Origin of the sequence: Streptomyces ossamyceticus, from assembly GCF_001418475.1 — a bacterium.
Taxonomy (GTDB): domain Bacteria; phylum Actinomycetota; class Actinomycetes; order Streptomycetales; family Streptomycetaceae; genus Streptomyces; species Streptomyces ossamyceticus.
In genome coordinates this window covers 1-23,134 of the sequence record NZ_LIQX01000265.1, presented here as the reverse complement: position 1 = coordinate 23,134, position 23,134 = coordinate 1, and the positions used below count along the sequence as shown (strand labels likewise).

Annotated in this window: 23 protein-coding genes; 13 read left to right on the top strand and 10 right to left on the bottom strand. The window is 70.4% G+C overall.

What is annotated here, in order from left to right:
* The first annotated feature begins 144 nt into the window (after positions 1-144).
* The 4 genes from AOK15_RS20520 to AOK15_RS20505 all read left to right on the top strand — a co-directional run bounded on the left by AOK15_RS20520 (position 145) and on the right by AOK15_RS20505 (position 5,040).
* Complete coding sequence (locus tag AOK15_RS20520; protein ID WP_055518973.1) at positions 145-1,422, top strand: extracellular solute-binding protein; 1,278 nt, start codon at positions 145-147, stop codon at positions 1,420-1,422.
* 261 nt (positions 1,423-1,683) lie between these two features.
* The gene (locus tag AOK15_RS20515) at positions 1,684-2,676 is read left to right on the top strand and encodes a carbohydrate ABC transporter permease (RefSeq protein ID WP_055518971.1); all 993 of its coding nucleotides are present in this window, start codon (positions 1,684-1,686) and stop codon (positions 2,674-2,676) included.
* Positions 2,673-3,515 carry a carbohydrate ABC transporter permease gene (locus tag AOK15_RS20510; RefSeq protein WP_055518969.1) on the top strand — a complete coding sequence of 281 codons (843 nt, stop codon included), beginning with the start codon at positions 2,673-2,675 and terminating at the stop codon, positions 3,513-3,515. The genes AOK15_RS20515 and AOK15_RS20510 overlap by 4 nt, the downstream gene beginning before the upstream one ends.
* A gap of 7 nt (positions 3,516-3,522) precedes the next feature.
* Positions 3,523-5,040 (top strand): glycoside hydrolase family 3 protein, encoded by a 1,518-nt coding sequence (locus AOK15_RS20505; RefSeq protein WP_055518966.1) that lies wholly within the window; start codon positions 3,523-3,525, stop codon positions 5,038-5,040.
* Between the two features lie 169 nt (positions 5,041-5,209).
* Here AOK15_RS20505 and nagB read toward each other — a convergent pair whose 3' ends face one another.
* Together nagB and AOK15_RS20495 are read right to left on the bottom strand one after the other, a co-directional pair.
* Entirely contained in the window at positions 5,210-5,995 is a 786-nt protein-coding gene (nagB, locus tag AOK15_RS20500) for a glucosamine-6-phosphate deaminase (RefSeq protein WP_055518964.1), read from the bottom strand.
* A gap of 150 nt (positions 5,996-6,145) precedes the next feature.
* Positions 6,146-6,895 carry an SDR family oxidoreductase gene (locus tag AOK15_RS20495; protein WP_055518961.1) on the bottom strand — a complete coding sequence of 250 codons (750 nt, stop codon included), beginning with the start codon at positions 6,893-6,895 and terminating at the stop codon, positions 6,146-6,148.
* 96 nt (positions 6,896-6,991) lie between these two features.
* Here AOK15_RS20495 and AOK15_RS20490 point away from each other — a divergent pair, with 96 nt between their 5' ends.
* The gene (locus tag AOK15_RS20490; RefSeq protein WP_055518958.1) at positions 6,992-7,624 is read left to right on the top strand and encodes a TetR/AcrR family transcriptional regulator; all 633 of its coding nucleotides are present in this window, start codon (positions 6,992-6,994) and stop codon (positions 7,622-7,624) included.
* A 648-nt stretch (positions 7,625-8,272) separates the two neighbouring features.
* Positions 8,273-9,748, top strand: a complete 1,476-nt coding sequence (locus tag AOK15_RS20485; RefSeq protein WP_079058594.1) for a sensor histidine kinase — start codon at positions 8,273-8,275, stop codon at positions 9,746-9,748.
* Between the two features lie 180 nt (positions 9,749-9,928).
* Here the strand turns inward: AOK15_RS20485 and AOK15_RS20480 are convergent, their stop codons facing one another.
* The gene (locus AOK15_RS20480; protein WP_003992873.1) at positions 9,929-10,186 is read right to left on the bottom strand and encodes a WhiB family transcriptional regulator; all 258 of its coding nucleotides are present in this window, start codon (positions 10,184-10,186) and stop codon (positions 9,929-9,931) included.
* A gap of 318 nt (positions 10,187-10,504) precedes the next feature.
* Positions 10,505-11,476 (bottom strand): diacylglycerol/lipid kinase family protein, encoded by a 972-nt coding sequence (locus AOK15_RS20475; RefSeq protein WP_055518954.1) that lies wholly within the window; start codon positions 11,474-11,476, stop codon positions 10,505-10,507.
* Positions 11,477-11,614: 138 nt separating this feature from the next.
* Between AOK15_RS20475 and AOK15_RS20470 the strand changes: the two genes are divergently transcribed.
* Positions 11,615-12,067, top strand: a complete 453-nt coding sequence (locus tag AOK15_RS20470; RefSeq protein WP_055518951.1) for a hypothetical protein — start codon at positions 11,615-11,617, stop codon at positions 12,065-12,067.
* Between the two features lie 112 nt (positions 12,068-12,179).
* On the opposite strand, the gene AOK15_RS20465 is transcribed toward AOK15_RS20470, so the two are convergent.
* The 3 genes from AOK15_RS20465 to AOK15_RS20455 form a co-directional block, all read right to left on the bottom strand.
* Positions 12,180-13,310, bottom strand: coding sequence for an RNA polymerase sigma factor SigF (locus AOK15_RS20465; protein WP_079058593.1), 1,131 nt, complete (start codon positions 13,308-13,310; stop codon positions 12,180-12,182).
* A gap of 17 nt (positions 13,311-13,327) precedes the next feature.
* A complete protein-coding gene (locus AOK15_RS20460; protein ID WP_033525425.1) occupies positions 13,328-13,741 on the bottom strand; it encodes an ATP-binding protein in 414 nt (137 codons plus the stop codon).
* A gap of 342 nt (positions 13,742-14,083) precedes the next feature.
* Positions 14,084-14,344, bottom strand: a complete 261-nt coding sequence (locus tag AOK15_RS20455) for a UBP-type zinc finger domain-containing protein (protein ID WP_055518949.1) — start codon at positions 14,342-14,344, stop codon at positions 14,084-14,086.
* A gap of 61 nt (positions 14,345-14,405) precedes the next feature.
* Between AOK15_RS20455 and AOK15_RS20450 the strand changes: the two genes are divergently transcribed.
* Positions 14,406-16,001 (top strand): Na+/H+ antiporter, encoded by a 1,596-nt coding sequence (locus AOK15_RS20450; protein WP_055518947.1) that lies wholly within the window; start codon positions 14,406-14,408, stop codon positions 15,999-16,001.
* A gap of 28 nt (positions 16,002-16,029) precedes the next feature.
* Here the strand turns inward: AOK15_RS20450 and AOK15_RS20445 are convergent, their stop codons facing one another.
* Together AOK15_RS20445 and AOK15_RS20440 are read right to left on the bottom strand one after the other, a co-directional pair.
* Entirely contained in the window at positions 16,030-16,953 is a 924-nt protein-coding gene (locus tag AOK15_RS20445) for a 1-aminocyclopropane-1-carboxylate deaminase/D-cysteine desulfhydrase (RefSeq protein WP_055518944.1), read from the bottom strand.
* An 82-nt stretch (positions 16,954-17,035) separates the two neighbouring features.
* Complete coding sequence (locus tag AOK15_RS20440) at positions 17,036-17,626, bottom strand: N-acetylmuramoyl-L-alanine amidase (protein ID WP_185093566.1); 591 nt, start codon at positions 17,624-17,626, stop codon at positions 17,036-17,038.
* A gap of 283 nt (positions 17,627-17,909) precedes the next feature.
* Between AOK15_RS20440 and AOK15_RS20435 the strand changes: the two genes are divergently transcribed.
* From AOK15_RS20435 to AOK15_RS20415, 5 genes are all read left to right on the top strand, one after another.
* On the top strand, positions 17,910-19,316 hold the full coding sequence (locus AOK15_RS20435) for a family 2B encapsulin nanocompartment shell protein (RefSeq protein WP_055518939.1): 1,407 nt from the start codon (positions 17,910-17,912) through the stop codon (positions 19,314-19,316).
* Between the two features lie 46 nt (positions 19,317-19,362).
* Entirely contained in the window at positions 19,363-20,577 is a 1,215-nt protein-coding gene (locus AOK15_RS20430; RefSeq protein WP_055518937.1) for a family 2 encapsulin nanocompartment cargo protein polyprenyl transferase, read from the top strand.
* Between the two features lie 200 nt (positions 20,578-20,777).
* Positions 20,778-21,362 carry a dihydrofolate reductase family protein gene (locus AOK15_RS20425; RefSeq protein ID WP_055518934.1) on the top strand — a complete coding sequence of 195 codons (585 nt, stop codon included), beginning with the start codon at positions 20,778-20,780 and terminating at the stop codon, positions 21,360-21,362.
* Positions 21,363-21,424: 62 nt separating this feature from the next.
* Positions 21,425-21,724, top strand: coding sequence for a hypothetical protein (locus AOK15_RS20420; RefSeq protein ID WP_055518998.1), 300 nt, complete (start codon positions 21,425-21,427; stop codon positions 21,722-21,724).
* 175 nt (positions 21,725-21,899) lie between these two features.
* Positions 21,900-22,313 (top strand): YciI family protein, encoded by a 414-nt coding sequence (locus tag AOK15_RS20415; protein ID WP_055518932.1) that lies wholly within the window; start codon positions 21,900-21,902, stop codon positions 22,311-22,313.
* A 64-nt stretch (positions 22,314-22,377) separates the two neighbouring features.
* Here AOK15_RS20415 and AOK15_RS20410 read toward each other — a convergent pair whose 3' ends face one another.
* Positions 22,378-23,130, bottom strand: coding sequence for a VOC family protein (locus AOK15_RS20410; RefSeq protein WP_079058595.1), 753 nt, complete (start codon positions 23,128-23,130; stop codon positions 22,378-22,380).
* Positions 23,131-23,134: the final 4 nt, after the last annotated feature.

The following is a 23,134-nucleotide window of genomic DNA, read 5'->3' as shown; positions in this document are numbered from 1 at the left end:
CACACCGATTGGTCTGAGCCAAGCTCCGGCGTACTGGTCTACACCATTGGTCCAGGTCCCGGCCCCATGGGCGGTACGTCTGTCACCGCGGGGAGCAGGGGGGTTGTGGCATCCCTGAGGAATGGCATCCCTGAGGAGGGTGGCGTGAAGCGCAAGCTGACAACCGCGATCTGTGTCGCGGGCATGATGGTCTCCATCGCGGCGTGCGGGGGCGAGAACGGGGGCTCGGACAAGGCGGCCGACACCAAGGAACTGACCGTCTGGCTCACGGTCGACGCGCAGAACAACTGGCCGGAACTGGTCAAGGCCGCCGACGCCGCGGTCACGAAGAAGCACCCCGGCATCAAGATCAAGCACGAGTACTACGGCTGGCCCGACAAGAACGCCAAGCTGGACGCCGTCCTCGCCACCGACAAGGCCCCCGACGTCGTCGAGATGGGCAACACCGAGATGCTCGCCTACATGGTCAAGGGCGCCTTCGCCCCCGTGGACCCGGCGAAGTTCGACAACTCCGGCGCCTGGCTCGACGGCCTCAAGGCCTCCGTGACCTACGAGGGCAAGACCTACGGCGTCCCCTACTACGCCGGCGGCCGCGTCGCCAACTGGCGCAAGGACGTCTTCGCCGCCGTGGGCGTCAAGTCCCCGCCGAAGACGTACGACGAGCTGACCGCCGCCCTCGACAAGGTCCAGAAGAAGAAGGGCGATAAGTTCAGCGCCTGGTACCAGCCCACCCGCGACTGGTACGCGGCCATGTCCTTCGTCTACGACGCCGGCGGCTCCATCGCCGTCGAGTCGGGCGGCCAGTGGAAGGCCAACCTCTCCTCCCCGGAGTCCGTCAAGGGCCTCAAGGAGTTCCAGAACGTCGTCGACAACTACATGCACGGCGACAAGACCAAGGACGAGTCCGACCGGTACATCGTCTACGGCCAGGGCAAGTCCGGCATGATCTTCTCCCCCGCCTGGGAGGGCGCGACCGCCGCGGCCAAGGAGAACGACAAGACCGGCAAGCTCGCCGGCCACGTCGAGAACTTCGTGATGCCCGGCCCGTCCGGCAAGAACCTGCCCGTCTTCCTCGGCGGCTCCGACCTCGCCGTCCCCGTGAAGTCCGACGCGCAGGGTGTCGCCGCCGAGTGGATCAACGCCTTCACCGGCCCCGCCGGCCAGAAGGGGCTGATGGAGAAGGGCAACCTCCCCAACAACAAGACCGACCTCGCCACCCTCAAGGACGACCCGGCGACGGCGGTCCCGGCCACCGCGGCCGAGTCCAACTGGTTCGTCCCGATGGCGCCCGGCTGGGGCCAGGTCGAGAAGGCCCAGATCCTCCAGACCATGCTCCAGAACATCGGCACCGGCAAGAAGACGGTCGAGGAGGCCGCGAAGGACGCGGACGCCGCGATCGACAAGGTCATCAACACCAAGTGACGGTCGACCCCCGGTCGGGCCCGGCGTCGTGGGCCGGGCCCGACCGGGGGTGCCACAGCCCCGCCGGTGGGTGCCATGAGCCGAACCGGCGGGCGCATCACGACAGTGCCGCGACGGGGCGCGGGAGGCGCCGGCCGTGCGTCGCGGCTGGGCGCGTGGCTCCCCGCACCCCTCTTCGGGTGCTTCACCGCCCGCCCCCTGACAGGGCGAGGCGGGCGGGGCGCTGATCGGCCCCCTCTTCATTTGCTTTAGGAGCGCGCGATGAGTGCCGCAGATACGACCACTCCGACCAAGGTGCCGCCACCGCGGCAGGTACCACCGGCGCCGCCCGCTGCCGCGGGCCGGGCCTCCGGCACGAAGCGTTCCGGTGGCGGCGCTGTCCCTTGGGCGCTCCTCGCCCCCTGCCTGCTGATCCTCGCCGTCGTCCTCGGCTATCCGCTGGTCCGTCTGGTCACCCTCTCCTTCCAGAAGTTCGGCCAGTCCCAGCTGTGGGGCTTCCAGCCGGCTGAGTCGGTCGGCTTCGACAACTTCGCCAAGGTGCTCGGGGACGGCGAGTTCTGGACGGTCGTCGTACGGACCGTCGTCTTCGCCGCCGCCTGCGTGGTGTTCACCATGGTCATCGGCATGCTGATCGCGCTCCTGCTCCAGCGGGTCTCCGGCTGGGTGAAGACCCTCATCAACATCGCGCTCGTGGCGAGTTGGGGCATGCCGATCATCGTGGCCACCACCGTCTTCAAGTGGCTCTTCGACTCCGACTACGGCATCTTCAACGCGCTCCTCAGCAAGCTCCCCGGCGTCGACATGATCGGCCACAACTGGTTCGCGAGCGGCCCCGAAGGGCTCGCCGTCATCACCCTGCTGGTGGTGTGGGGCGCCGTGCCGTTCGTCGTCATCACCCTCAGCGCCGGACTCACCCAGGTGCCGAAGGAGTTGGAGGAGGCCGCCCGCCTGGACGGCGCCGGCGCGTGGGGCGTCTTCCGCTACGTCACCCTCCCCATCCTGAAACCGATCGTCGTGATGCTCACGACGCTCTCGGTCATCTGGGACATGGGTGTCTTCCCGCAGGTCTTCGTGATGCGGGGCGGCCACCCGGAGGCCGAGTTCCAACTGCTCACCACCTACTCGTACGACAGGGCCTTCGTGGTCAACGACTATGCGCAGGGCTCCGCGATCGCACTCCTCACCGTGCTGTTGCTGCTCGGCGTGATCGGCGTCTACATGCGCCAGATGCTGAAGATCGGAGAGGTCGAATGAGCACAGCCGCTGTCTCCGGTCGCCGCGGGTCCAGGCTCGGCTGGAACCTCCTCGGCCTCCTCGTCTTCGTCACCGCCGGCTTCCCGGTCTACTGGATGCTGAACACCGCGTTCAAACCGGCCAAGGACGCCATCGACCCGGACCCGAGCCTCCTGCCGACGTCCGTCACCTTCTCCAACTTCAGCCGCGCGCTGGACATCGCCGACTTCTGGGGTCCTGTGGGCCGCAGTCTCGTGGTGTCCCTGACGGTCGTCGTGATCGGTATCGTCGTCGGCATGCTGGCGGCCCTCGCCATCTCCCGCTTCGCCTTCCGCGGCCGGAAGGTGGTGATCGTCGGCATCCTGGCCGTACAGATGGTCCCGCTGGTCGCGATGATCATCCCGGTCTTCCTGCTCCTGAACGACCTGGGCCAGTACGACCGCCTCACCGGCCTCATCATCACCTATCTGACGTTCATCCTCCCGTTCACGGTGTGGACCCTGCGCGGCTTCATCGTCAACATCCCGCGTGAGCTGGAGGAGGCAGCCATGGTCGACGGCTGCTCCCGCACCACGGCCTTCCTCCGCGTGGTCTTCCCCCTGCTCGCGCCCGGCATGGTGGCGACCTCGGTCTACGGCTTCATCCAGGCGTGGAACGAGTACCTGTACGCCTTGATGCTGATGAGCCAGCAGAACCAGACGGCCACCGTCTGGCTCGGCAACTTCACCACCAAACACGGCACCGAATACGCCCCGATGATGGCCGGCTCCACCATGATGGCCGTGCCGATCGTCGTCCTCTTCCTCCTCGTCCAGCGCAAGATGGCCGCGGGCCTCACCGCGGGCGCCGTGAAGGGATAACCACCCGATGACGACATTCGCCACCGGCTCGACCGGCTCCCACCCGGGGCAGGACGCCCTCACCCGGGACGCGCTGACGGTCCTCCAGCCCGGATTCACGGGCACCACCGCCCCCGACTGGCTGCTGCGCCGCCTCGGTGAGGGGCTCGCCTCCGTCGGTCTCTTCGGCCGCAACATCACCTCCCCCGAACAACTCTCCGCCCTCACCGCCCAGTTGCGCGCCGAGCACGAGGACGTCCTGGTCGCGATCGACGAGGAGGGCGGCGACGTCACCCGCCTGGAGGTCCGCACCGGCTCCTCCGTTCCGGGCAACCACGCCCTGGGCGCCGTCGACGACGTCGACCTCACGCGGGACGTGGCCTTCGCCCTCGGCCGCCGCCTCGCCGAATGCGGCGTCAACTTCAACTGGGCCCCCTCCGCCGACGTGAACTCCAACCCGGCCAACCCCGTCATCGGCGTGCGCTCCTTCGGCGCCGATCCCGACCTGGTCGCCCGCCACACGGCCGCCTATGTCACCGGCCTCCAGGCCGCCGGGGTCGCCGCCTGCACCAAGCACTTCCCGGGCCACGGCGACACCGCCGTCGACTCCCACTTGGCCCTGCCCCGCATCGACGCGGACCGCCCCCTGGTCGAGGCCCGCGAACTGGCGCCCTTCCACGCCGCCATCACCGCCGGCACCCGCGCCATCATGAGCGCCCACATCCTCGTCCCGGCCCTCGACCCCGACCGCCCGGCGACCCTGTCCCACGGCATCCTCACCGACCTGCTCCGCGGCGAGCTGGGCTATGAGGGCCTCATCGTCACCGACGGCATGGAGATGCGAGCCATCGCCGGTACGTACGGCATCGAGCACGGCAGCGTCCTCGCCCTGGCCGCCGGTGCCGACGCGATCTGCGTGGGCGGCGGCCTCGCCGACGACGACACCGTACGGCGCCTGCGGGATGCCCTGGTCGCCGCCGTGCGGTCGGGCACCCTCCCCGAGGAGCGCCTGGCGGACGCGGCGAACCGGGTCCGTGCCCTGGCCGAGTGGACCCGCCGGGCGACCGGGGGAGCGGACGCCGGGCGCACCGACCTGGGCGAGGTCGGCCTCGTCGCCGCGCGCCGCGCGCTGAGCGCGACTTTCGCCCCGCTGCCGTACGAGCCCCCTGCCCAGCCCCTGTATGTCGCGGCTTTCACCCCGGTGGCGAACATCGCCGTCGGCGACGAGACCCCTTGGGGCGTGGGCGCGGAACTCGCGCGGCTCCTTCCCGGCACCGAGACCGGCACCTTCGCGGGCGACAGCGCCGGCGCCTCCGCCCTCGCGGTGGCCGGCACCCGGCGTATCGTCGCCGTGGTCCGGGACGAGCACCGCCATCCCTGGATGAGTGACGCCCTCGACGTCCTCCTCACCACCCGCCCCGACACCATCGTCGTCGAGATGGGCGTCCCGCAGTCACCGCCCCGCGGCGCCCTCCATGTCGCCACCCACGGAGCGGCGGGGGTCTGCGGCCGAGCGGCGGCCGAGGCCATCATGGGCGCCAAGTAGCGCGCCCCGCCCTCGGACGCCCCCGGAGCGGCCGCCGGGTAAACACGCCCCGGCAACAGGCACCGGCCCCGGCACCGAAGGCGGGGCATGCGGGCCCCAGCCGCACGACACGAAGGCGCCACGGCCCCTCCTCCCCGGGCCGTGGCGCCTTCCGCGCATACAGGCCCCGTCAGATCCCCTGCCAGTCGGGCTTGTTGTGGTAGGTGTGCCGGAAGTAGTCCGCGTGCTTGAGCTTCGACGCGGCCGACTCGTCGACCACCACAGTGGCGTGGGGGTGGAGTTGCAGCGCCGAGGCCGGGCACACCGCCGCCACCGGTCCCTCCACGGTCGCCGCGACGGCGTCCGCCTTACCCTCGCCCGTCGCGAGCAGCACCAGATGGCGTGCCTCCAGGATCGTGCCTATGCCCTGGGTGATGACGTGATGCGGCACCTGCTCGATGTCCCCGCCGAAGAACCGCGCGTTGTCGATCCGCGTCTGCTCGGTCAGCGTCTTGATGCGGGTCCGGGAGGCCAGGGACGAGCACGGCTCGTTGAACCCGATGTGCCCGTCGGTCCCGATCCCGAGCAGCTGCAGATCCACACCGCCCGCCTCGGCCAACGCCTTGTCGTACGCCTCGCAGGCCCCCGGTATGTCCTCGGCGGTGCCGTCGGGCCCCATGAACGCCTCCATACCGAGCCCCAGCGGCTCCAGCACCTCCCGGCGCAGGACTGAGCGGTACGACTCGGGGTGGTCGGCCGGCAGCCCCACGTACTCGTCGAGCTGGGCGATCCGCGCCCGAGAGGCGTCCACGGCACCGGAACGCACCTTCGCGGTCAGCGCCTGGTAGATGGGCAGCGGAGTCGAACCCGTGGCAACACCGAGCAGCGCGTCGGGCTTCCGCCGGAGCAACCGCGCCATCGCCTCGGCTATGAGTTCGCCACCCGCCTTGGCATCCGGAACGATGACAACTTCCACGCTGGCCCTGCCGATCTGGAGAGAGGGACTCCACTGGGAGTGGGGGAGATACTGTGTGGTTTAGACCAATCTAGCAGCAGAGCGGGCTTCGCACGGATGTGTCCCGCGTCACGTGGATACGGCCTTCCTCCCCGGTCACGGGCCCGGCCGCTATGTCAGAGAGCCTCCCGTGGCGTCCACCCAGCTCCCCGTCACCCACCGGCTCTCCTCCGACGCCAGGAACGCGACCACGTCCGCGATGTCGTCCACCGTCCCGACCCGGCCCAGCGCCGATATCCCCTCGGCCATCGCACGGCCCGCCTCGGTACTCAGGAACTCGGCGGTGTTGTCGGCCGTCGTCAGGCCCGGTGCCACCGATTTCACCGTGACACCTCGCGGCCCGAGCATCTTCGACAGGTCGCGGGAGAGGGCGTCCAGCGCCGCCTTCGTCATCGCGTAGGCCATGTTGTGCGGCATCGCCGCGGTCCGTGCGAGCCCCGACGAGATGTTGATGACACGGCGACCGTCGCGCAGTCGGGTCATGCCGTGCTTGACCAGGGACAGGGGTGCCTTCACGTTCACCGCGAAGAGTCGGTCGTATTCCTCCTCGTCGATCTCCTCGAGCGGGCGGGAGTCGCCGATCGTCGCGTTGTTCACCAGGATGTCCAGCCCGTCCGCGTGCCGGTCGAACTCCTCCCGCAGGGCCTCGGTGTCCCCTGGCCGCCCCAGCTCGACCCCCAGGGTGAAGGCGGAGCCGCCTGCCGCCTCGACCGCGGCCACCGTCTCCTTCGCCGCGGCCTCGTTCCTCCCGCAGTGCACCGCGACCCGTGCGCCGTCGCGTCCCAGCCGCACGGCGACGCCTCGTCCGATGCCCCTGCTCGCCCCCGTGACGAGCGCCGTCCTGCCTGCGAGCACACCCATGCCGACTCCCCCTCCGCATTTCCTAGCGGTCGATACAAAAATCACCGTAGATCAGGCCGCTGACATTTGTCTAGTGCCCGCTATAAAATCTGTTCCATGGTGACCAAGGAGAGCAAGCAGCGCGGCCGCCCCCGCTCCTTCGACCGCGCGACCGCGCTGGAGAAGGCGATCCTGGCGTTCTGGGAGAACGGCTACGAGGCCACCTCGGTCGCCGACCTGACCCGCGTCATGGGTATCGGCGCACCGAGCCTGTACTCGGCGTTCGGCGACAAGCAGTCCCTCTTCGAAGAGGTGGTCCGCGAGTACGGCGTCCGCTACGGGTCGTTCACCGACCGGGCCCTGGAGGAGGAGCCCACCGCGCGGGCCGCCGTCGAGCGGATACTGCGCGAGGCCGCCGTCGAGTACACGGACCCCGCCCACCCCCATGGCTGCCTGGTCATCCACGCGGCCACCAACTGCACCAGCCGCGAGGTCGAGGAATCCCTCCGCGCCCGGCGCAACGCGTGGATCACCGTCTTCGAGAGCCGTATAAGAACGGACATCGCGGCGGGTGAACTGCCCGCCGACACGGACGCCCCCGCACTCGCCCGCCACACAGGCGTGATCATCCAAGGCATGTCCCAGCAGGCACGGGACGGCGCGACCAGGCAGGAACTGGAGGCGGTCGCCGACCTGGCGATGGCGATCTGGCCCCGCCCGGCCCGCACCGATGCCCCTCACCACGCCTGACGCGCCTCGGCCACCCCGTCGCGACGTCGCTCCGCCGCCCCACCGCGACGTCGCCCCGCCGCGGGCCGCCCGGCTGCGGGTCGCCCGCCGGCCCGGCCACACCGCAAGGCCATCCATCCCGTACCCGCCCCCGGGCCGGCGCCCCGGAACTCGGCGCGCGAAATCCGCCGGGCCGACCCATTCCGGTCCGACGGCCCGCCGAACCGGGCTACGCTGCGTATAAGCCCTCGCCCCGCTCTCGACGGACGGGCGGCCAGGGAACAACAACAAACATCCGCCAACGCATGGACACACGCAGTGGTCTAGTCAAGAATGGCGTGATAGGTCATCTGATCGATCAGCGCTCCCACGTCGACGATCAGTTGTGAACACCACAGGCCTCCGTCTTCCCCGCACAGGAAGGCGGACCGAGGAACCGGCGCTCTCTGCCCTGACTGCTCCGGCTCCTCATCCTTCGGTCGCGGGACCGCACACCCCACGGCCGATGTTGCTCCGGGCTGCGGTGCCGGGAGGGTTGAGGGTCCCTCTCAGGCGCCGCGGCCCGCGGGTGCTTCCGGGGCCGGGGTGTCACCCCCCCCGGACCGGGGCCCAGCGGAGCGCAGCCCGCCGTTTCCAGGCATGTCCGTACCGCCAGGTACGCTCGCACACGTGCCCTCCATGAACGAACTCGTCCGCCAGCACACCGCTCTCAGCGACTCCGACCTGGAGTGGCTGCATCTGCTGGTGTCGGAGTGGCAGCTCCTCTCCGACCTCTCCTTCGCCGACCTCGTCCTCTGGGTCCCCACCCGCGACGGCACGCGCTATGTCTCCGTGGCCCAGATGCGCCCCAACACCGGCCCCACCTCGTACCAGGACGACATGGTCGGCCACCTGGTCCCGCGCGGCCGCCGGCCCCTCCTCGACGTCGCGGTCGACGAGGGCCGCATCGTGCGCGAGGGCGACCCGGAATGGCGCGAGGAGGTCCCCGTACGGGTCGAGTCCATCCCCGTCCGCAGGGAGGGCCGGGTCCTCGGCGTCATCGCGCGCAACACTAACCTGCTGACCGTGCGGACCCCCAGCCGTCTGGAGCTCACCTACCTCCAGAGCGCGTCCGATCTGGCCCAGATGATCGCCGTCGGCGCGTTCCCGTTCCCCGACCAGCAGGTCGACATGGACGCCTCGCCGCGTGTCGGCGACGGCCTGATCAGGCTCGACGCGGACGGCATCGTCCAGTACGCCTCCCCGAACGCCCTGTCCGCGTACCACCGCCTGGGTCTCGCCGCCGACCTCGTGGGCTGCCACCTCGGCCGTACCACCGCCGAACTCGCCCCGTCCCGAGGGCCGGTGGACGAGGCGCTGGCGAAGGTGGCGAGCGGATGGGCACCGCGCGAGTTCGAGATCGAGTCGAATGAGGGTGTCATCCAGCTCCGGGCGATCCCCCTCAAGCCCAAGGGCCCGCGCATCGGTTCACTCGTGCTGCTGCGGGACGTCACCGAACTGCGCCGCCGCGAACGCGAGTTGATCACCAAGGACGCGACCATCCGGGAGATCCACCACCGGGTGAAGAACAACCTCCAGACGGTCGCCGCGCTGTTGCGGCTCCAGGCCCGGCGTATCGAGTCCGAGCGCGGCCGCGAGGCCCTGGAGGAGGCCGTGCGGCGGGTCGGGTCGATCGCGATCGTGCATGAGACGCTGTCCCAGAATCTGGACGAGCGGGTGGAGTTCGACGAGATCGCCGACCGGGTGCTCGCCATGGTCGCCGAGATCTCACCGGGCAAGGTCACCGGCCGGCGCACCGGACGTTTCGGCATCCTCGACGCGGAGGTCGCCACCCCGCTGTCGATGGTCCTCACCGAGATCCTCCAGAACGCCCTCGAACACGGCTTCCGCGAGGGGGAGACCGGCACCGTGGAGGTGTCGGCCGTGCGCGGCGGGACCACCAAGGAGAGCCGTCTCCTCGTCACCGTCCAGGACGACGGCGTGGGCCTGCCCGAGGGCTTCGACCCGCACCGTTCCGGCAACCTCGGTCTGCAGATCGTACGGACGTTGGTGGAGGGCGAGTTGGGCGGCACCTTCGACATGGTCCCGGCTCCGGAGCGGGGGACGCAGGTCATCCTCGACATCCCGGTCCGCGCCCAGAAATAGGGGCGGGGGCGTACGAGCGGCCCCGGCGCACAGCGCTGAGCCCCGGACCATCATGTGGTCCGGGGCTCAGTCTCGTCGCTGATTAGGCGCACCGGGGGCACTGCGCGCTGCGGCTCGGGGGCGGGAGATGCGTACTCGCTGTACGCGCCGCCAAGCTCAGGCTATTGCTGGGTGGGATTGTCAGGCAGAGGCCTGACGGGCCCGGTTGCGGGCGGCGCGGCGCTTCATGGCGCGGCGCTCGTCCTCGCTGAGACCACCCCAGACGCCGGAGTCCTGGCCGGACTCAAGCGCCCACTGCAGACACTGCTCGATAACCGGGCAGCGACGGCAGACAGCCTTGGCTTCCTCGATCTGCAGCAGCGCAGGACCGGTGTTGCCGATGGGGAAGAAGAGCTCGGGGTCTTCCTCGCGGCAAACGGCGTTGTGACGCCAGTCCATGGCTGCTACCTCTCCTTGGTATTACATGCACGTTGCTTGTGAATGTGAACGCTTTCACGAATCCCTCAACAAGTGAAGGGCCGATCACCAGACGGACTGGTGTGGTCCTGTGTTTTGAGGAGGGGTTCTGGCGCTTGCTTGAGCCGGTGTTGCGGGCTGTCCCGAGCGCCACGTAGAGACTCGCAAACCTCAGCGGCGGATACAACCCCTTCCGGAAAGTTTTTTTTGATTCCTCGGTGTCGACTGTGTCACAGCCGTACTTCCATGGGGTGGATCCTGGCCTAAACGTTCGAGTGGAAGGACTTTTGCCCGTTCCGCTCACACAATCACACGCAGTGCACGGCGTACGCCTGTGAACGTCACGCTCGTACGCAGTCCGAGGTGGTCGCCGTCCATCTGGAGGGGGAGGGGCGCCTTCGAATGCAAGGTGAAGTCGGTCAGGTCGTGCACGGTGGTGGCGTGCTTGCCATGGGGTCCCCGCTCGGGGGACGAAGTGAGCAACTGCGTGGCATAACGGGCAAGTGCGGGCGTCGACATGCGGCTGAGACCGAGCACGTCGAGCCCTTTATCGAACGACGCCTTAGGTGACGCGTACACCGGGCGATTGCCGAGAAACGTCCACGGGGACGTGTTGCAGACTATGGACAGCACAAGATCGGAAATCGGCTTCTCGCCGGCCCGCTCCAGAGTGATCGTGCCGTTCCTGCGGTGAGGCTCTTCCAGGAACTGCCGGAATGCCTGACGCAGGTAAAGAGCATGTGTGGATTTCCTTCCACGTTCGCGCTGTTGCTCGACCCGGCCGATCACACCGGCGTCGAACCCGAGGCCGGCGCAGAACGTGAACCAGCGGGACGGGACCGCCTCGTCCTCCGTGCCCGGCGTACCCGAGGCCATGCCGAGTCCGACCGTGCGTTCGCGGTTCTCGCGGAGCGCGTCCAACAGGGCGCCGGTGGCTTCCACGGCGTCGTTGGGCAGGCCCAGGGCGCGGGCGAAGACATTGGTGGAGCCGCCGGGGACCACGGCGAGGCGGGGGAGACGGTCCGGGTCGGGGCCGTGGTGCAGCAGGCCGTTGACGACCTCGTTGACCGTGCCGTCACCGCCGAGCGCGACGACCAGCTCGACGTCGTCCTTGCCCTCGGCCGCCTGGCGGGCGAGGTCCTTGGCGTGGCCGCGGTACTCGGTGGTGACCGCCTCGAGCTTCATCTCGCTCGCCAGCGCGTGGATCAGGACATCGCGCGTACGTGCGCTTGTGGTGGTTGCCGCCGGATTGACCACGAGAAGTGCACGCATGAGTTGCAGCGTACCTACTGAGCGGTACTCGTCCCATACCGAGGTGCGGATCAAGGGGGAGATCGTGTAGTGACGATGAGCACGTGAGGGCGTACGGGGCGCCGGTGTGCGTGCGGGCGCCGGGGCTACCCTTCAGGGGTGAGCCCTGAGCAGACCCCCACGCCGGACACCTCCGACGCCGAGCCCCGCCCCGGGCGGCTGACCGCCGCGGCGGCACTGGCCGCGCTGGAGGGGATCGCCCTGCTGGTCGGCGGCGGCGCCATGCTGGTCGTGGGCTTCACCGGCGACTCCGGTGACCTCAGTACCGGCGTCACCGGGGGTCTCACCCTCGTCGCGCTCGCCCTGCTGCCGCTGATCGCCGCGCGCGGACTGCTGCTGCGGCGCAGCTGGAGCCGGGGGCCCGCCGTCATCACGCAGATCATGGCGCTGCCGGTGGCGTACAACCTGCTCCGGGCGGACAGTGTCGCGATCCCCGCGGGAATCGTCCTGGCCGTGGTCGCGATCACGGCGCTGGTGCTGCTGATCAACCCGGCTACGACCCAGGCCCTCGGAATCCAAGGGCCTGGCCGGACGGAGGAGAGCAAGCGCTAGAGGGGCGTCCGCCACGTCCCACCGCCCCGCGGAGTCGGGCCGAGGACCGAGCGCGGCGCCACCCGTGGCGGACCGGGCGCGGCGCCACCCGTGGCTCCACGGGAGGCGGGTGTCACTCCTCCACGAGCAGCTTCTCCCGCAGCTGGGCCAGGGTCCGGGCCAGCAGACGCGAGACGTGCATCTGTGAGATGCCGACCTCCTGGGCGATCTGCGACTGGGTCATGTTGCCGAAGAACCTCAGCAGCAGGATCCGCTTCTCGCGGGGCGGCAGATCCTCCAGCAGCGGCTTCAGGGACTCCCGGTACTCGACGCCTTCCAGCGCCTCGTCCTCGGCGCCCAGGGTGTCGGCGACGGCCGGCGACTCGTCGTCGGTGTCGGGGACGTCCAGCGACAGCGTGGAGTACGCGTTGGCGGACTCCAGGCCCTCCAGGACCTCCTCCTCCGAGATGGCCAGCTTCTCGGCCAGCTCGTGCACCGTCGGGGAGCGGCCGTGCTGCTGGGACAGCTCGGCCGTGGCCGTGGTCAGGGCCAGGCGCAGCTCCTGCAGACGGCGCGGTACCCGCACCGCCCAGCCCTTGTCGCGGAAGTGCCGCTTGATCTCGCCGACGACCGTCGGGGTCGCGTACGTGGAGAACTCCACCCCGCGGTCCGGGTCGAACCGGTCGACCGACTTGATCAGGCCGATGGTCGCGACCTGCGTCAGGTCGTCCAGCGGCTCACCGCGGTTGCGGAACCGGCGCGCGAGGTGCTCCACGAGCGGCAGATGCATCCGGACCAGCTGATTGCGCAGCTCCGCGTACTCCGCACTGCCCTCCCGCAGGGAGCGCAGCTGGATGAACAGGGCGCGCGCCCCGCTGCGGTCCTGCGGATCGTGCTGCGTGCCGCGCACGATCCGCGCGTCCAGCTCGTCGTGTCGCTCGTGCTCGCTCATAGTCCCGCCCGCCGTCACCGTTCCCTCAGCTCTCGACTGTGCTCGAGCGGGGGAGGCCCCAGTCCGCCCTCGTGAGGACGTGGTGCTCCGTGCGGCATCCTCCGGCTCCCGTCGCCCGTCGGAGGACGCCTCGTCCTCTGCGTCGGCCGGCTCCGTCCACCGCGAGGGTTCGGCCGCCGTCGAGGAGTCGTCCTCCGGGTGCGGCCGGGCCTGCTCGGGAATGCCGTCGACGCCGTCCGTCAGGTGTGCCGGCCCGCCGGGGCCGACCTCCTTCGCGGGAAGTTCCCGTGTGCCGCGCTCTTCGTCCCGCACCGGCCCGTCCCCGTTCCTCACGCCGGCCCGGGTCCCGCGCCGCGCTGTTTGTAGAGACTGATCGAAACGGTTTTGTCGTCGGCGACCGCGGAGGAGACCTTGCCCGCGAGGGCCGACAGCACGGTCCAGGCGAAGGTGTCGCGCGAGGGCGCGTGACCGTCCGTGGTCGGGGCCGAGACCGTGACCTCCAGCGAATCGTCGACGAGGCGGAAGACACAGCTGAGCACCGAGCCGGGCACGGCCTGCTGGAGCAGGATCGCGCAGGCCTCGTCGACCGCGATGCGCAAATCCTCGATCTCGTCGAGGGTGAAGTCCAAACGGGCCGCGAGGCCGGCCGTCGCCGTACGCAGCACCGACAGGTAGGCACCCGCGGCCGGCAGCCGGACTTCCACGAAGTCCTGGGTCCCGGGCTCGCCTGCGATCTGGGACACCCTCACCTCCAAGGTGGTACAAGCTTTTTCAGGGGCCGAGGGTCGCCCCCCGGGGTAACGCGCTATGTGGTTCAGCGGTGACGCTATCGCGCTCCCGAGTGCCGTGTCCTTGGGGTCCCGGCGACCCAGCCCCACGCTGTCACTCATAGTAAGCATACGAACACGCTCGGTGGCTAGGGGTCTGCGGGCCTCAAATAGGAAGAGCGCGCGCCGCTTTGACGTACCCAGGCGTCCGGCCGCCGAACCGTGTCACACGAGTACGTCGACGTGTCACGGGGTGACTTGGTTCCGTCGCGCGACGTCATCGGCGTGTTCACCGGGTGCCTGTTCGTTTTCCCGCCCTCATACGAGCACGTGGTCGACGAAGCACCAGCGCCAGGTCTCGCCCGGCTCGTAGGTACGCATCACGGGGTGGCCGGTCTCCCTGTGGTGCGCGGTCGCGTGTCGCATGGGCGAGGAGTCGCAGCACCCCACGTGCCCGCACTCCAGGCACTTCCGCAGCTGCACCGGGTGTGTCCCGGCGGCCTCGCACTCGGGACAGGTCTCGGTCAGCGGGGTCGGCTCGGGGTGCGGCAGTGCGTCCGCGTGCGTGCACTGTTTCATGATGGCCAGGTTACGACGGGTGCGCGGAAGCTCGCGCGGAAAACGAAGGCGGCGCAAAGCGATGCACTTCCTGCCCCTGCTGTTGCTGGTCGCCGGTAGCGCGACGGTCGCCGGTGCCGCCCGGCGTACGCCGGTGCCCGCCCCGTTGCTGCTGGTCGCCGCCGGGCTCGCGGTGTCGTACGTGCCCGGCGTGCCGAACTACGAGCTCGACCCCGAGATCGTCCTGCCCCTGGTGCTGCCCCCGCTGCTGTACACGGCCGCCACCGAGAGCTCGTATCTCGATCTGCGGGCCCAACTGCGGCCGGTGGCGCTGCTGTCGGTCGGCTATGTCCTGTTCGCGACCCTCGCCGTCGGCTGGGCCGCCTATCTGATCGTGCCGGGACTGCCGCTGACGGCCGCCCTGGTGCTCGGCGCGGTGGTGGCGCCCCCGGACGCGGTCGCGGCGACGGCGGTCGCCCGGCGGGTGGGCCTGCCGTCGCGGATCACCACCATCCTCCAGGGCGAGTCCCTGGTGAACGACGCCACCGCGATCACCGCGTACCGGGTGGCCCTCGCCGCCACGATCGGGGAGGGCGCGAGCTGGGCCGGCGGGATCGTCGAGTTCCTGGTGGCGGCGGTCGGCGGCGTCGCCGTGGGCCTGCTGCTGATGATGCCTATCCACTGGCTGCGCACCCACCTGAGCGAAGCGCTGCTCCAGAACACGCTCTCCCTGCTGATCCCCTTCGTCGCGTACGGGCTGGCCGAGTGGGTGCACGCCTCCGGAGTGCTCGCCGTGGTCGTGGTCGGCCTGTACCTCGGCTACCGCAACTGGCAGGTCGACTTCGCGACCCGCCTCCAGGAGGAGGCCGTGTGGAAGATGGTCGCCTTCCTGCTCGAATCGGCGGTCTTCGCGCTCATCGGACTGCAGCTGCCGGTCGTGCTGGAAGGGCTCGGCGAGAACGAGGGGCTGCGTGCCACCTGGTACGCCGTGGCCGTCTTCCTGATCGTGGTCGTGACCCGGTTCGTCTGGGTGTACCCGGCGACCTTCCTGCCCCGGATGCTGTCCGCGCGGATCCGTGAACGCGAGGAGAACCCGACCTGGAAGGGGCCCTTCGTCATCGCGTGGGCCGGCATGCGGGGCGTGGTCTCGCTGGCCATCGCGTTCTCCATCCCGCTCACCGTGCACGGCGGGGACGACTTCCCGGAGCGGAACCTCATCCTGTTCCTGACCTTCACCACGGTGATCGGGACGCTCGTCATCCAGGGGTTGACGCTGCCGCCGCTGATCCGGATCCTGCGACTGCCGGGGCGCGACACGCGGGCCGAGACCCTCGCCGAGGCCAACGCCCAGGCCCAGGCGTCGCGGATCGCCGAGGCGCGGCTCGACGAACTCCTGGAGGACGAGCGCAACACCCTGCCGCCGCCGCTGGTCGACCGGCTGCGCACGGTCCTGGAGCGGCGCCGCAACGCCGTGTGGGAGCGGCTCGGTGCCGTCAACCCGGCGACCGGGGAGACCAGCGACGACACCTACAGCAGGCTCTCCCGCGAGATGATCGGCGCCGAGCGCGAGGTGTTCGTCAAGCTGCGGGACGGCCGCTACATCGACGACGAGATGCTGCGGACACTGCTGCGCAGACTGGACCTGGAGGAGGCCGCGGCCTACCGGGAGGTCTCCTAGTGCCGGGCGGCGGACCCGGTTTCGAGGACTACGCGGGGAGCGGGCTTCCCGTGATCACCGCGGTGAGTGTCGTCCCGCGCGGGAAGGCGCCTTCCTCCGTCAGGCAGACGAGTCCGTAGAGCAACTTGGCGACATAGAGACGCTCCACGGGCAGTCCGTGGCGGTCCTCGAAGTCGTCGGCGAAGGCGTCCAGGTCGGGCGTGGTGCGGGCGTAGCCGCCGAAGTGGAAGCGGTCGTCGAGGTCCCAGTGGCCGCGGCGGCCGCCGAAGGCGCTCTCCTGCAGCCGCCGTATCTCCTCCCCCAGGAAGCCGCCCTTGAGGACGGGTATCCCGAGGGCGCGCTGGTCGGGGGCGAGCCCGGCGGCCAGCCCGGCGAGGGTGCCGCCGGTGCCGCAGGCGACGGCCACGACGTCGGCGCGGTCGCGCAGTTCCGCGCCGAGTTCCCGGCAGCCCCGCACGGCGAGGGCGTTGCTGCCGCCCTCGGGGACGACGTAGGCGCCCTCCGCGTCGGCGGCGCGGAGGACGGTGGCCAGTGTGGCCGGGTCGGTCTTGTGGCGATACGTCGATCTGTCGACGAAGTGCAGGCGCATGCCGTCTGCGGCGCAACGGGCCAGGGAGGGGTTGAGGGGGCGGTCCGCCAGCTCCTGGCCGCGGACCACGCCGACGGTGGACAGGCCGAGAAGGCGGCCGGCGGCGGCGGTGGCCCGGAGGTGGTTCGAGTACGCGCCCCCGAACGTGAGGAGCGAACGCCCCGCCGCCGCGCTCAGGTTGGGCACGAGCTTGCGCCACTTGTTGCCGATGAGTCGCGGGTGGATCAGGTCGTCACGCTTCAGGAGCAGCCGGACGCCGTGCCGGGCGAAGCGATCGTCCTCGATCTCCTGGAGAGGGGACGGCAGCCGGGGGTGCAGGGCGGTGGTGGGGTCGGGGCTGCTCACGCGGCCATTGTCGGACATCTGTCCGGGAACGGCCGCCCGCACAGCCCCGACGCCGGTGCGCGCCCGTCGTGGCGGGGCGACACGCGCGCGTGGTGAGGGGCTACCGGAGGCGGTCGCGGATACGGCTCCTCATGGAGGCCATGGTGAAGCCGCGGGGGTCGACCTTGCCGGGCTGCCATTCGAGGTGGCCGATGACGGAACGTTCCGTCCAGCCGTGGTGGCGGCAGACGGCGGCGGAGACCTGCTCGATCGCTTCGAGCTGGCGCTCGGGCCACGGGTCGAGGCCGTCGCCGAGGTTCTCGCACTCGAAGCCGTAGAAGTGCCGGTTCCCGTCGGTGTTCGCCTCGTTGTCCGGGGGGAGCGTCGTCTCGGCGATCACGGCCCGCAGGACGTCGTCGTCACCGCTGCCGGCGTGGTTGGCGCGGCCGTAGCCGACGAGATGGACACGGCCGTCCTTGGTGATCACGCCGTGGCACAGCGGGCCCGGCAGCCCTGAATAGCCGTCGCGGCAGATGCGGACGGTGCGTTCACTGCCGGAGGTGACCGTGTGGTGGATCATCACGCCGTGGACGGGGCCCCACGGCCCCTTGTGGTTGCGGTTGTGATGCTCCCAGTCGCCGACCTCGACGACCGTGACGCCTTCGTTCTTGAGGATGCTGAGAAATCTGGCCGCGGACATGGGTGGGGCCATGACCGACTCCTTCGTACGGTGCGACGGCCGCTGGTCCGGCCGCCTCGTACGCAGGCTTGTACCCAGCTCCGCGTGCGGAGGTCAGGTGTCGGTGTTGCGTGCGAGCCGATCCGGTCATCTCCGGAAAGGCGTCGAGAGGGTGGACAAAGCCCCTCGATATGCCCAGTGTTCCGGAGATCCATTCCCGCTCTTTCGGGTAATAGCACCGGCACGCTCCGTGATGCGAGGCTGGTGGCGAGATCGGTGACCGCGATCAGAGTGCACACCCGGAGGGGAAATCCGTATGTCGGTAGGCGAAGAGGTCCGTACGCAGCAGGACCGGCCGCAGCAGAGTCTCGGCACGGCCGCTGCCCGGAACCTGGCCACCACCACGAAGTCCGCGCCCCAGATGCAGGAGATCAGCTCGCGCTGGCTGCTGCGCATGTTGCCATGGGTGAACGTGCAGGGTGGCACGTACCGGGTGAACCGGCGGCTCACCTATGCGGTCGGGGACGGCCGCGTTACTTTCGTGAAGACCGGCGACCAGGTCGCCGTCATCCCCGCGGAACTCGGCGAACTGCCGGCCCTGCGCACCTACGAGGACATCGACGTGCTGGGCGAGCTGGCTCAGCGGTGCGAGCAGCGGGAGTTCGCGGCGGGCGCGGTGCTCGCCGAGTTCGGCAGCCAGGCGGAGGAGGTCTTCCTCCTCGCGCACGGCAAGGTCGAGAAGATCGGCACGGGCCCCTACGGCGACGACGCCGTGCTCGGAGTGCTGGCCGACGGGGCGTATTTCGGCGAGCAGGCGCTGCTCGACGCCGACGCGATCTGGGAGTACACGGCCCGCGCGGTCACCGCGTGCACGGTGCTCGTCCTGCCGCGCCAGGCCGTCGACCAGGTCGCGGAGCGCGCCGAGAGCCTCGGCGAGCACCTCCAGCAGCTGCGCGCCATCCCGGAGCAGCGCACCAACAAGTACGGCGAGAAGGAGATCGACCTCGCCGCCGGCCACAGCGGTGAGCCGGACATCCCGCACACGTTCGTCGACTACGAGGCCGCGCCCCGCGAGTACGAACTGAGCGTCGCCCAGACCGTCCTGCGCATCCACACGCGCGTGGCTGACCTCTACAACCAGCCGATGAACCAGACCGAGCAGCAGGTCCGGCTCACCGTGGAGGCGCTGAAGGAGCGTCAGGAGCACGAGCTCATCAACAACCGGGACTTCGGCCTCCTCCACAACTGCGAGTACGACCAGCGGCTCCAGCCGCACGACGGCGTGCCCAGCCCGGACGACCTGGACGAACTGCTCAGCCGCCGCCGGGGCACCAAGCTGCTGCTCGCCCACCCGCGCGCGATCTCCGCGTTCGGCCGTGAGCTCAACAAGCGCGGGCTCGTCCCGGAGACCCTCGACATCGCCGGGAACCGCATCCCCACCTGGCGCGGTGTGCCGATCTACCCGTGCAACAAGATCCCGGTGACCGAGGCCAGGACCACCTCGATCATCGCGATGCGTACCGGGGAGGAGGACCAGGGCGTCATCGGCCTGCGTGCCGCGAGCATCCCCGACGAGATCGAGCCCAGCCTGTCGGTGCGCTTCATGGGCATCAACGAACAGGCGATCATCAAGTACCTCGTGACGGCCTACTACTCGGCCGCGGTCCTCGTCCCCGACGCGCTCGGCGTTCTGGAGAACGTCGAGATCGGCCGGTGGCGGTGACCTCACCCGAACCGCCGCCGTCCGCGTCCTCCTTCGAGGCGATCCCATGGGTGAGTGCATGACGGAGACGCAGCAGAGCCCGGTCGAGACGGTGGAGGGCGGTGCTCCGGACATCGAGATCCCGGAAAGGCGGAGCCACATCACGATCCCTCCGGACCCGACGGGAGCCCCGGATCCCACGGGAGCGGTGACTCCCGCCGGCCACGGGAGCGGGCCCGCGCGACGGGGCGCGTCCCGTCCGTCGGACGGACAGGAGGCGGCCGGGATCCTGGAGCGGACACGGCTGTCGGTCGACCCCGAACTGCGCGGTGCCGTGCAGTCGTTGCCCGACTCGATGCGCCGGGTCGCGCGCTACCACTTCGGCTGGGAGCGGGCGGACGGCACCCCGGCCGCGGGCAACGCGGGCAAGGCGATCCGGCCCGCGCTGGTGCTGGCGGCGGTCGATGCGCTCGGCGGGCGCGAGTCCGCCGCCGTCCGGGCCGCCGCCGCGGTGGAGCTGGTGCACAACTTCACGTTGCTGCACGACGACGTGATGGACCGGGACGCCACACGCAGGCACCGGCCCACCGCGTGGACCGTGTTCGGGGTGCCCGACGCGATCCTCGCCGGGGACGCCCTGCAGGCCCTGGCGCTGCGGCTGCTCGCGGAGGACCCGCATCCGGCGTCGGCCGCGGCGGCCGCGCGGCTCGCCTCCTGTGTCGTCGAGCTGTGCGCGGGCCAGCACACGGACACGGCGATGGAGGAGCGGCGGCCGGAGGAGGTCACCCTCCCCGAGGTGCTCGCCATGGCCGAGGCGAAGACGGGCGCGCTGCTCGGCTGTGCCTGTGCGCTCGGGGCGCTGTACGCGGGGGCCGGGGAGGATGAGGTCGAGGCGCTCGACGCGTTCGGGCGGGAGGCCGGTCTCGCCTTCCAGCTCATCGACGACGTGATCGGGATCTGGGGCGACCCGAGCCGTACCGGCAAGCCGGCCGGCGCGGACCTCATCGCCCGCAAGAAGTCCCTCCCGGTGGTCGCCGCGCTCGCCTCGGGCACACCGGAGGCGGACGAACTCGCCGCGCTGTACGGGGAGCCGTACGAGGAGGGCGAACTGGAGCGGACGGCGCTCGTGGTCGAGCGGGCCGGAGGGCGCGACTGGGCGCAGGTCCAGGCGGCCGACCGTATGGCCCGGGCCATGCACGAGCTGTCCCGGGCGGTCCCGGACCCGGAGGCGGCGGGAGGTCTGCTCGCGCTGGCCGAGTTCGTGACGCGTCGCAGCAGTTGAGAAGGGACCCCGGAGGCACCGGCACCGCGCCGACCTGACCCCGCGCGGTGTCGGTGCCTCCGGTCGGACGCGGGTCCCGCACATCCCCACGGTGTGCGGGGCCCGCTCATGTCATGCGATCACTACTGTCTTGCAATCACTACAACTGAAGTACTATAAATGGAGTGGTCAACACGGCGGGATCAGAGAAAGAGGCAGGTTTGCGCAAGCTCACGTATGTCATCGCTTGTTCGATCGACGGGTTCATCGGGGGCCCGGACGGCGACGCGTCGTTCATGTACCCCCACGTGGTGGGGGAGTACGCCGAGTACCTCAGGACGGAACACCCCGACATCAATCCCACCCATGTGCGCCGGCTCATCGGGACCGACGACGTCCCGAACCGGACGTACGACACGATCGTCCAGGGGCGCGGCAGCTACGACGAGGCGCTGAAGGAGGGCACCACCAGCCCGTTCGCGCATCTGCGGGAGTACGTAGTCTCGCGCACGCTGGCGGAGTCGCCCCACCCGAATGTCGAGATCATCTCCTCGGACCCGGTCGGCAAGGTCCGGGAGCTGAAGGCGGAGGACGGCCCTCTCGGCATCTATCTCTGCGGGGGCTCGGTCCTGGCGGGGGAACTGCTCGACGAGATCGACGAGCTGATCATCAAGACGTACCCCATCGTGCTGGGGACGGGGATGCCGATGTTCGGCTCCGGCTTCGCCATCACCGAGTTCACGCTGGGTGAGGTGCGTGCCTTCGACAACGGGGCCGTGGTGCGGACGTACACCAGGAAGCGGTGACCCCGTGGATCGGCGGCGTACGGCGGGGGGCGCCCGGAGTCCGTCGGACCTACCCTGAGGTCATGGGCACCGACGAGCAAGTCTGCCCGGCCTGCGGACAGCCTGTGGCCACGATCGTGCGGCGGCACAAGACGCTCGGCGCGTTCGTACCCGTGTGGGGTCCGGGTCCGTGCAGGAATCCGAAGTGTGACGCGTACGTCGACAGGGCCGCCGAGGCCGAGGGCGCCGCCGCGGAGCGGACGCGGGCCGTGGGCCGCCGTGCCCATGGCGCGCACGGCTCGGGCGGTACGCAGAGCGTGAGCACGGCGAAGGCCGCCGACGGGGAGGCCACGGAGCAGGTCGAGGACACCGCCGACGGGTGACAGGGCCGCGACGGTCCGAGAACCGCCATGGCAGGGGCACCGCGCGGACCCGTGGCGCCGGAAGAAGATCGCGCGGGTGCGCCGCCGCCGATGAGTTCGGCAAGGCTCCGACGTCTCCTCTGAGAGAGCCGACCGCCGAGGGCGGTCCGGACCGAGGAAGGCGAGGAGCGGACTCATGAAGTACCTGATGATGGTCCAGGGCACGCAGGCGGACTACGCGGCCATGGGCGGCACCGCGTCCGAGGGGTCCCCGGCCTGGACACAGGAGGACGTCCGGGCGATGTACGCCCACATGACCGCCCTCAACAAGGACCTCACCGCGAGCGGCGAGATGATCGACGGGCAGGGGCTGGCCGAACCCGCCAGGACCCGGTTCGTCACACTCGGGGCCGACGGCAAGCCCGTCGTCGTGGACGGGCCGTACGCGGAGACCGAGGAAGTGATCGCCGGCTACTGGCTCCTGGACTGCGCGAGCCTGGAGCGCGTCACGGAGATCGCGGCCCGCGTCGCCCGGTGCCCCCAGCCCGCCGGGGCCAAGGAGTACCCCGTGGTGATCCGGCCGGTGATGGACGGGGGCGCGGACCTCTGAGGGTGAGCCCGTGTGGCGAGGACCGGCCGGCGGGTGCCTGTCCCAGGGCCGCCGCCCCATCCGCTCATGTGACCGGCAGGCCCCCGGATTCCGGGTCGCGGGCGGTGAGGCAGTACGTGCCGCCCGCCGGGTCCCGCATCACCGTCCAGTGGGGGTGGTCGGCCACGAAGGTGGCGCCCAGGTGCTCATGGTGGGCGCGGGTGGCGCGCCGGTCGGCGCAGGCCAGGTCGAGGTGGGCCGCCGCGGGGGCAGGGGCGTCCAGGCGCTGCATGAGGATGCGCAGGGGGAGACCCGCGGGCGGACGCAGGACGTGGAACTCCGGGAGCGAGCCGACGTACGACTCCCAGCCCGTCAGGGCGGCCCAGAACGTGACCTCCGTGTCGAACACGTCCGGCGCGACGTCCAGGCACACCTGGTCCAGACGGCTGCCGTCGACCACCGGCGGCCGGACGCTCTCCCCGTGCCACGGCACCGCGCAGAAACGCTGTCCGGCAGGCGAGCGGAGCACCGCCCAGCCGGTGTGCGAGGCGACGACCTCGGCGCCGAGGCCGACGGCACCGTCGACGAACGCGGGTACGTCCTCCACGGAGAAGTCGAGATGGGCGCCACCGTCGCCCGCGTCCACCGCCTGGGCCTTCACACACGCGTCGCCCCGCTCGGGGAGGAGTGTCACGAACTCGTCCCGCTCACCTCGTGGCGCGGACAGCTCCGTCGCCGTCACCGCCGTCCAGAACGCGCACGCCTTCTCGAACCCGGACCCCGGCCGGTCGATGAAGGCGTACGCCCATCGGATCGCCCCACCCGTCACGCCACCCAAGCCC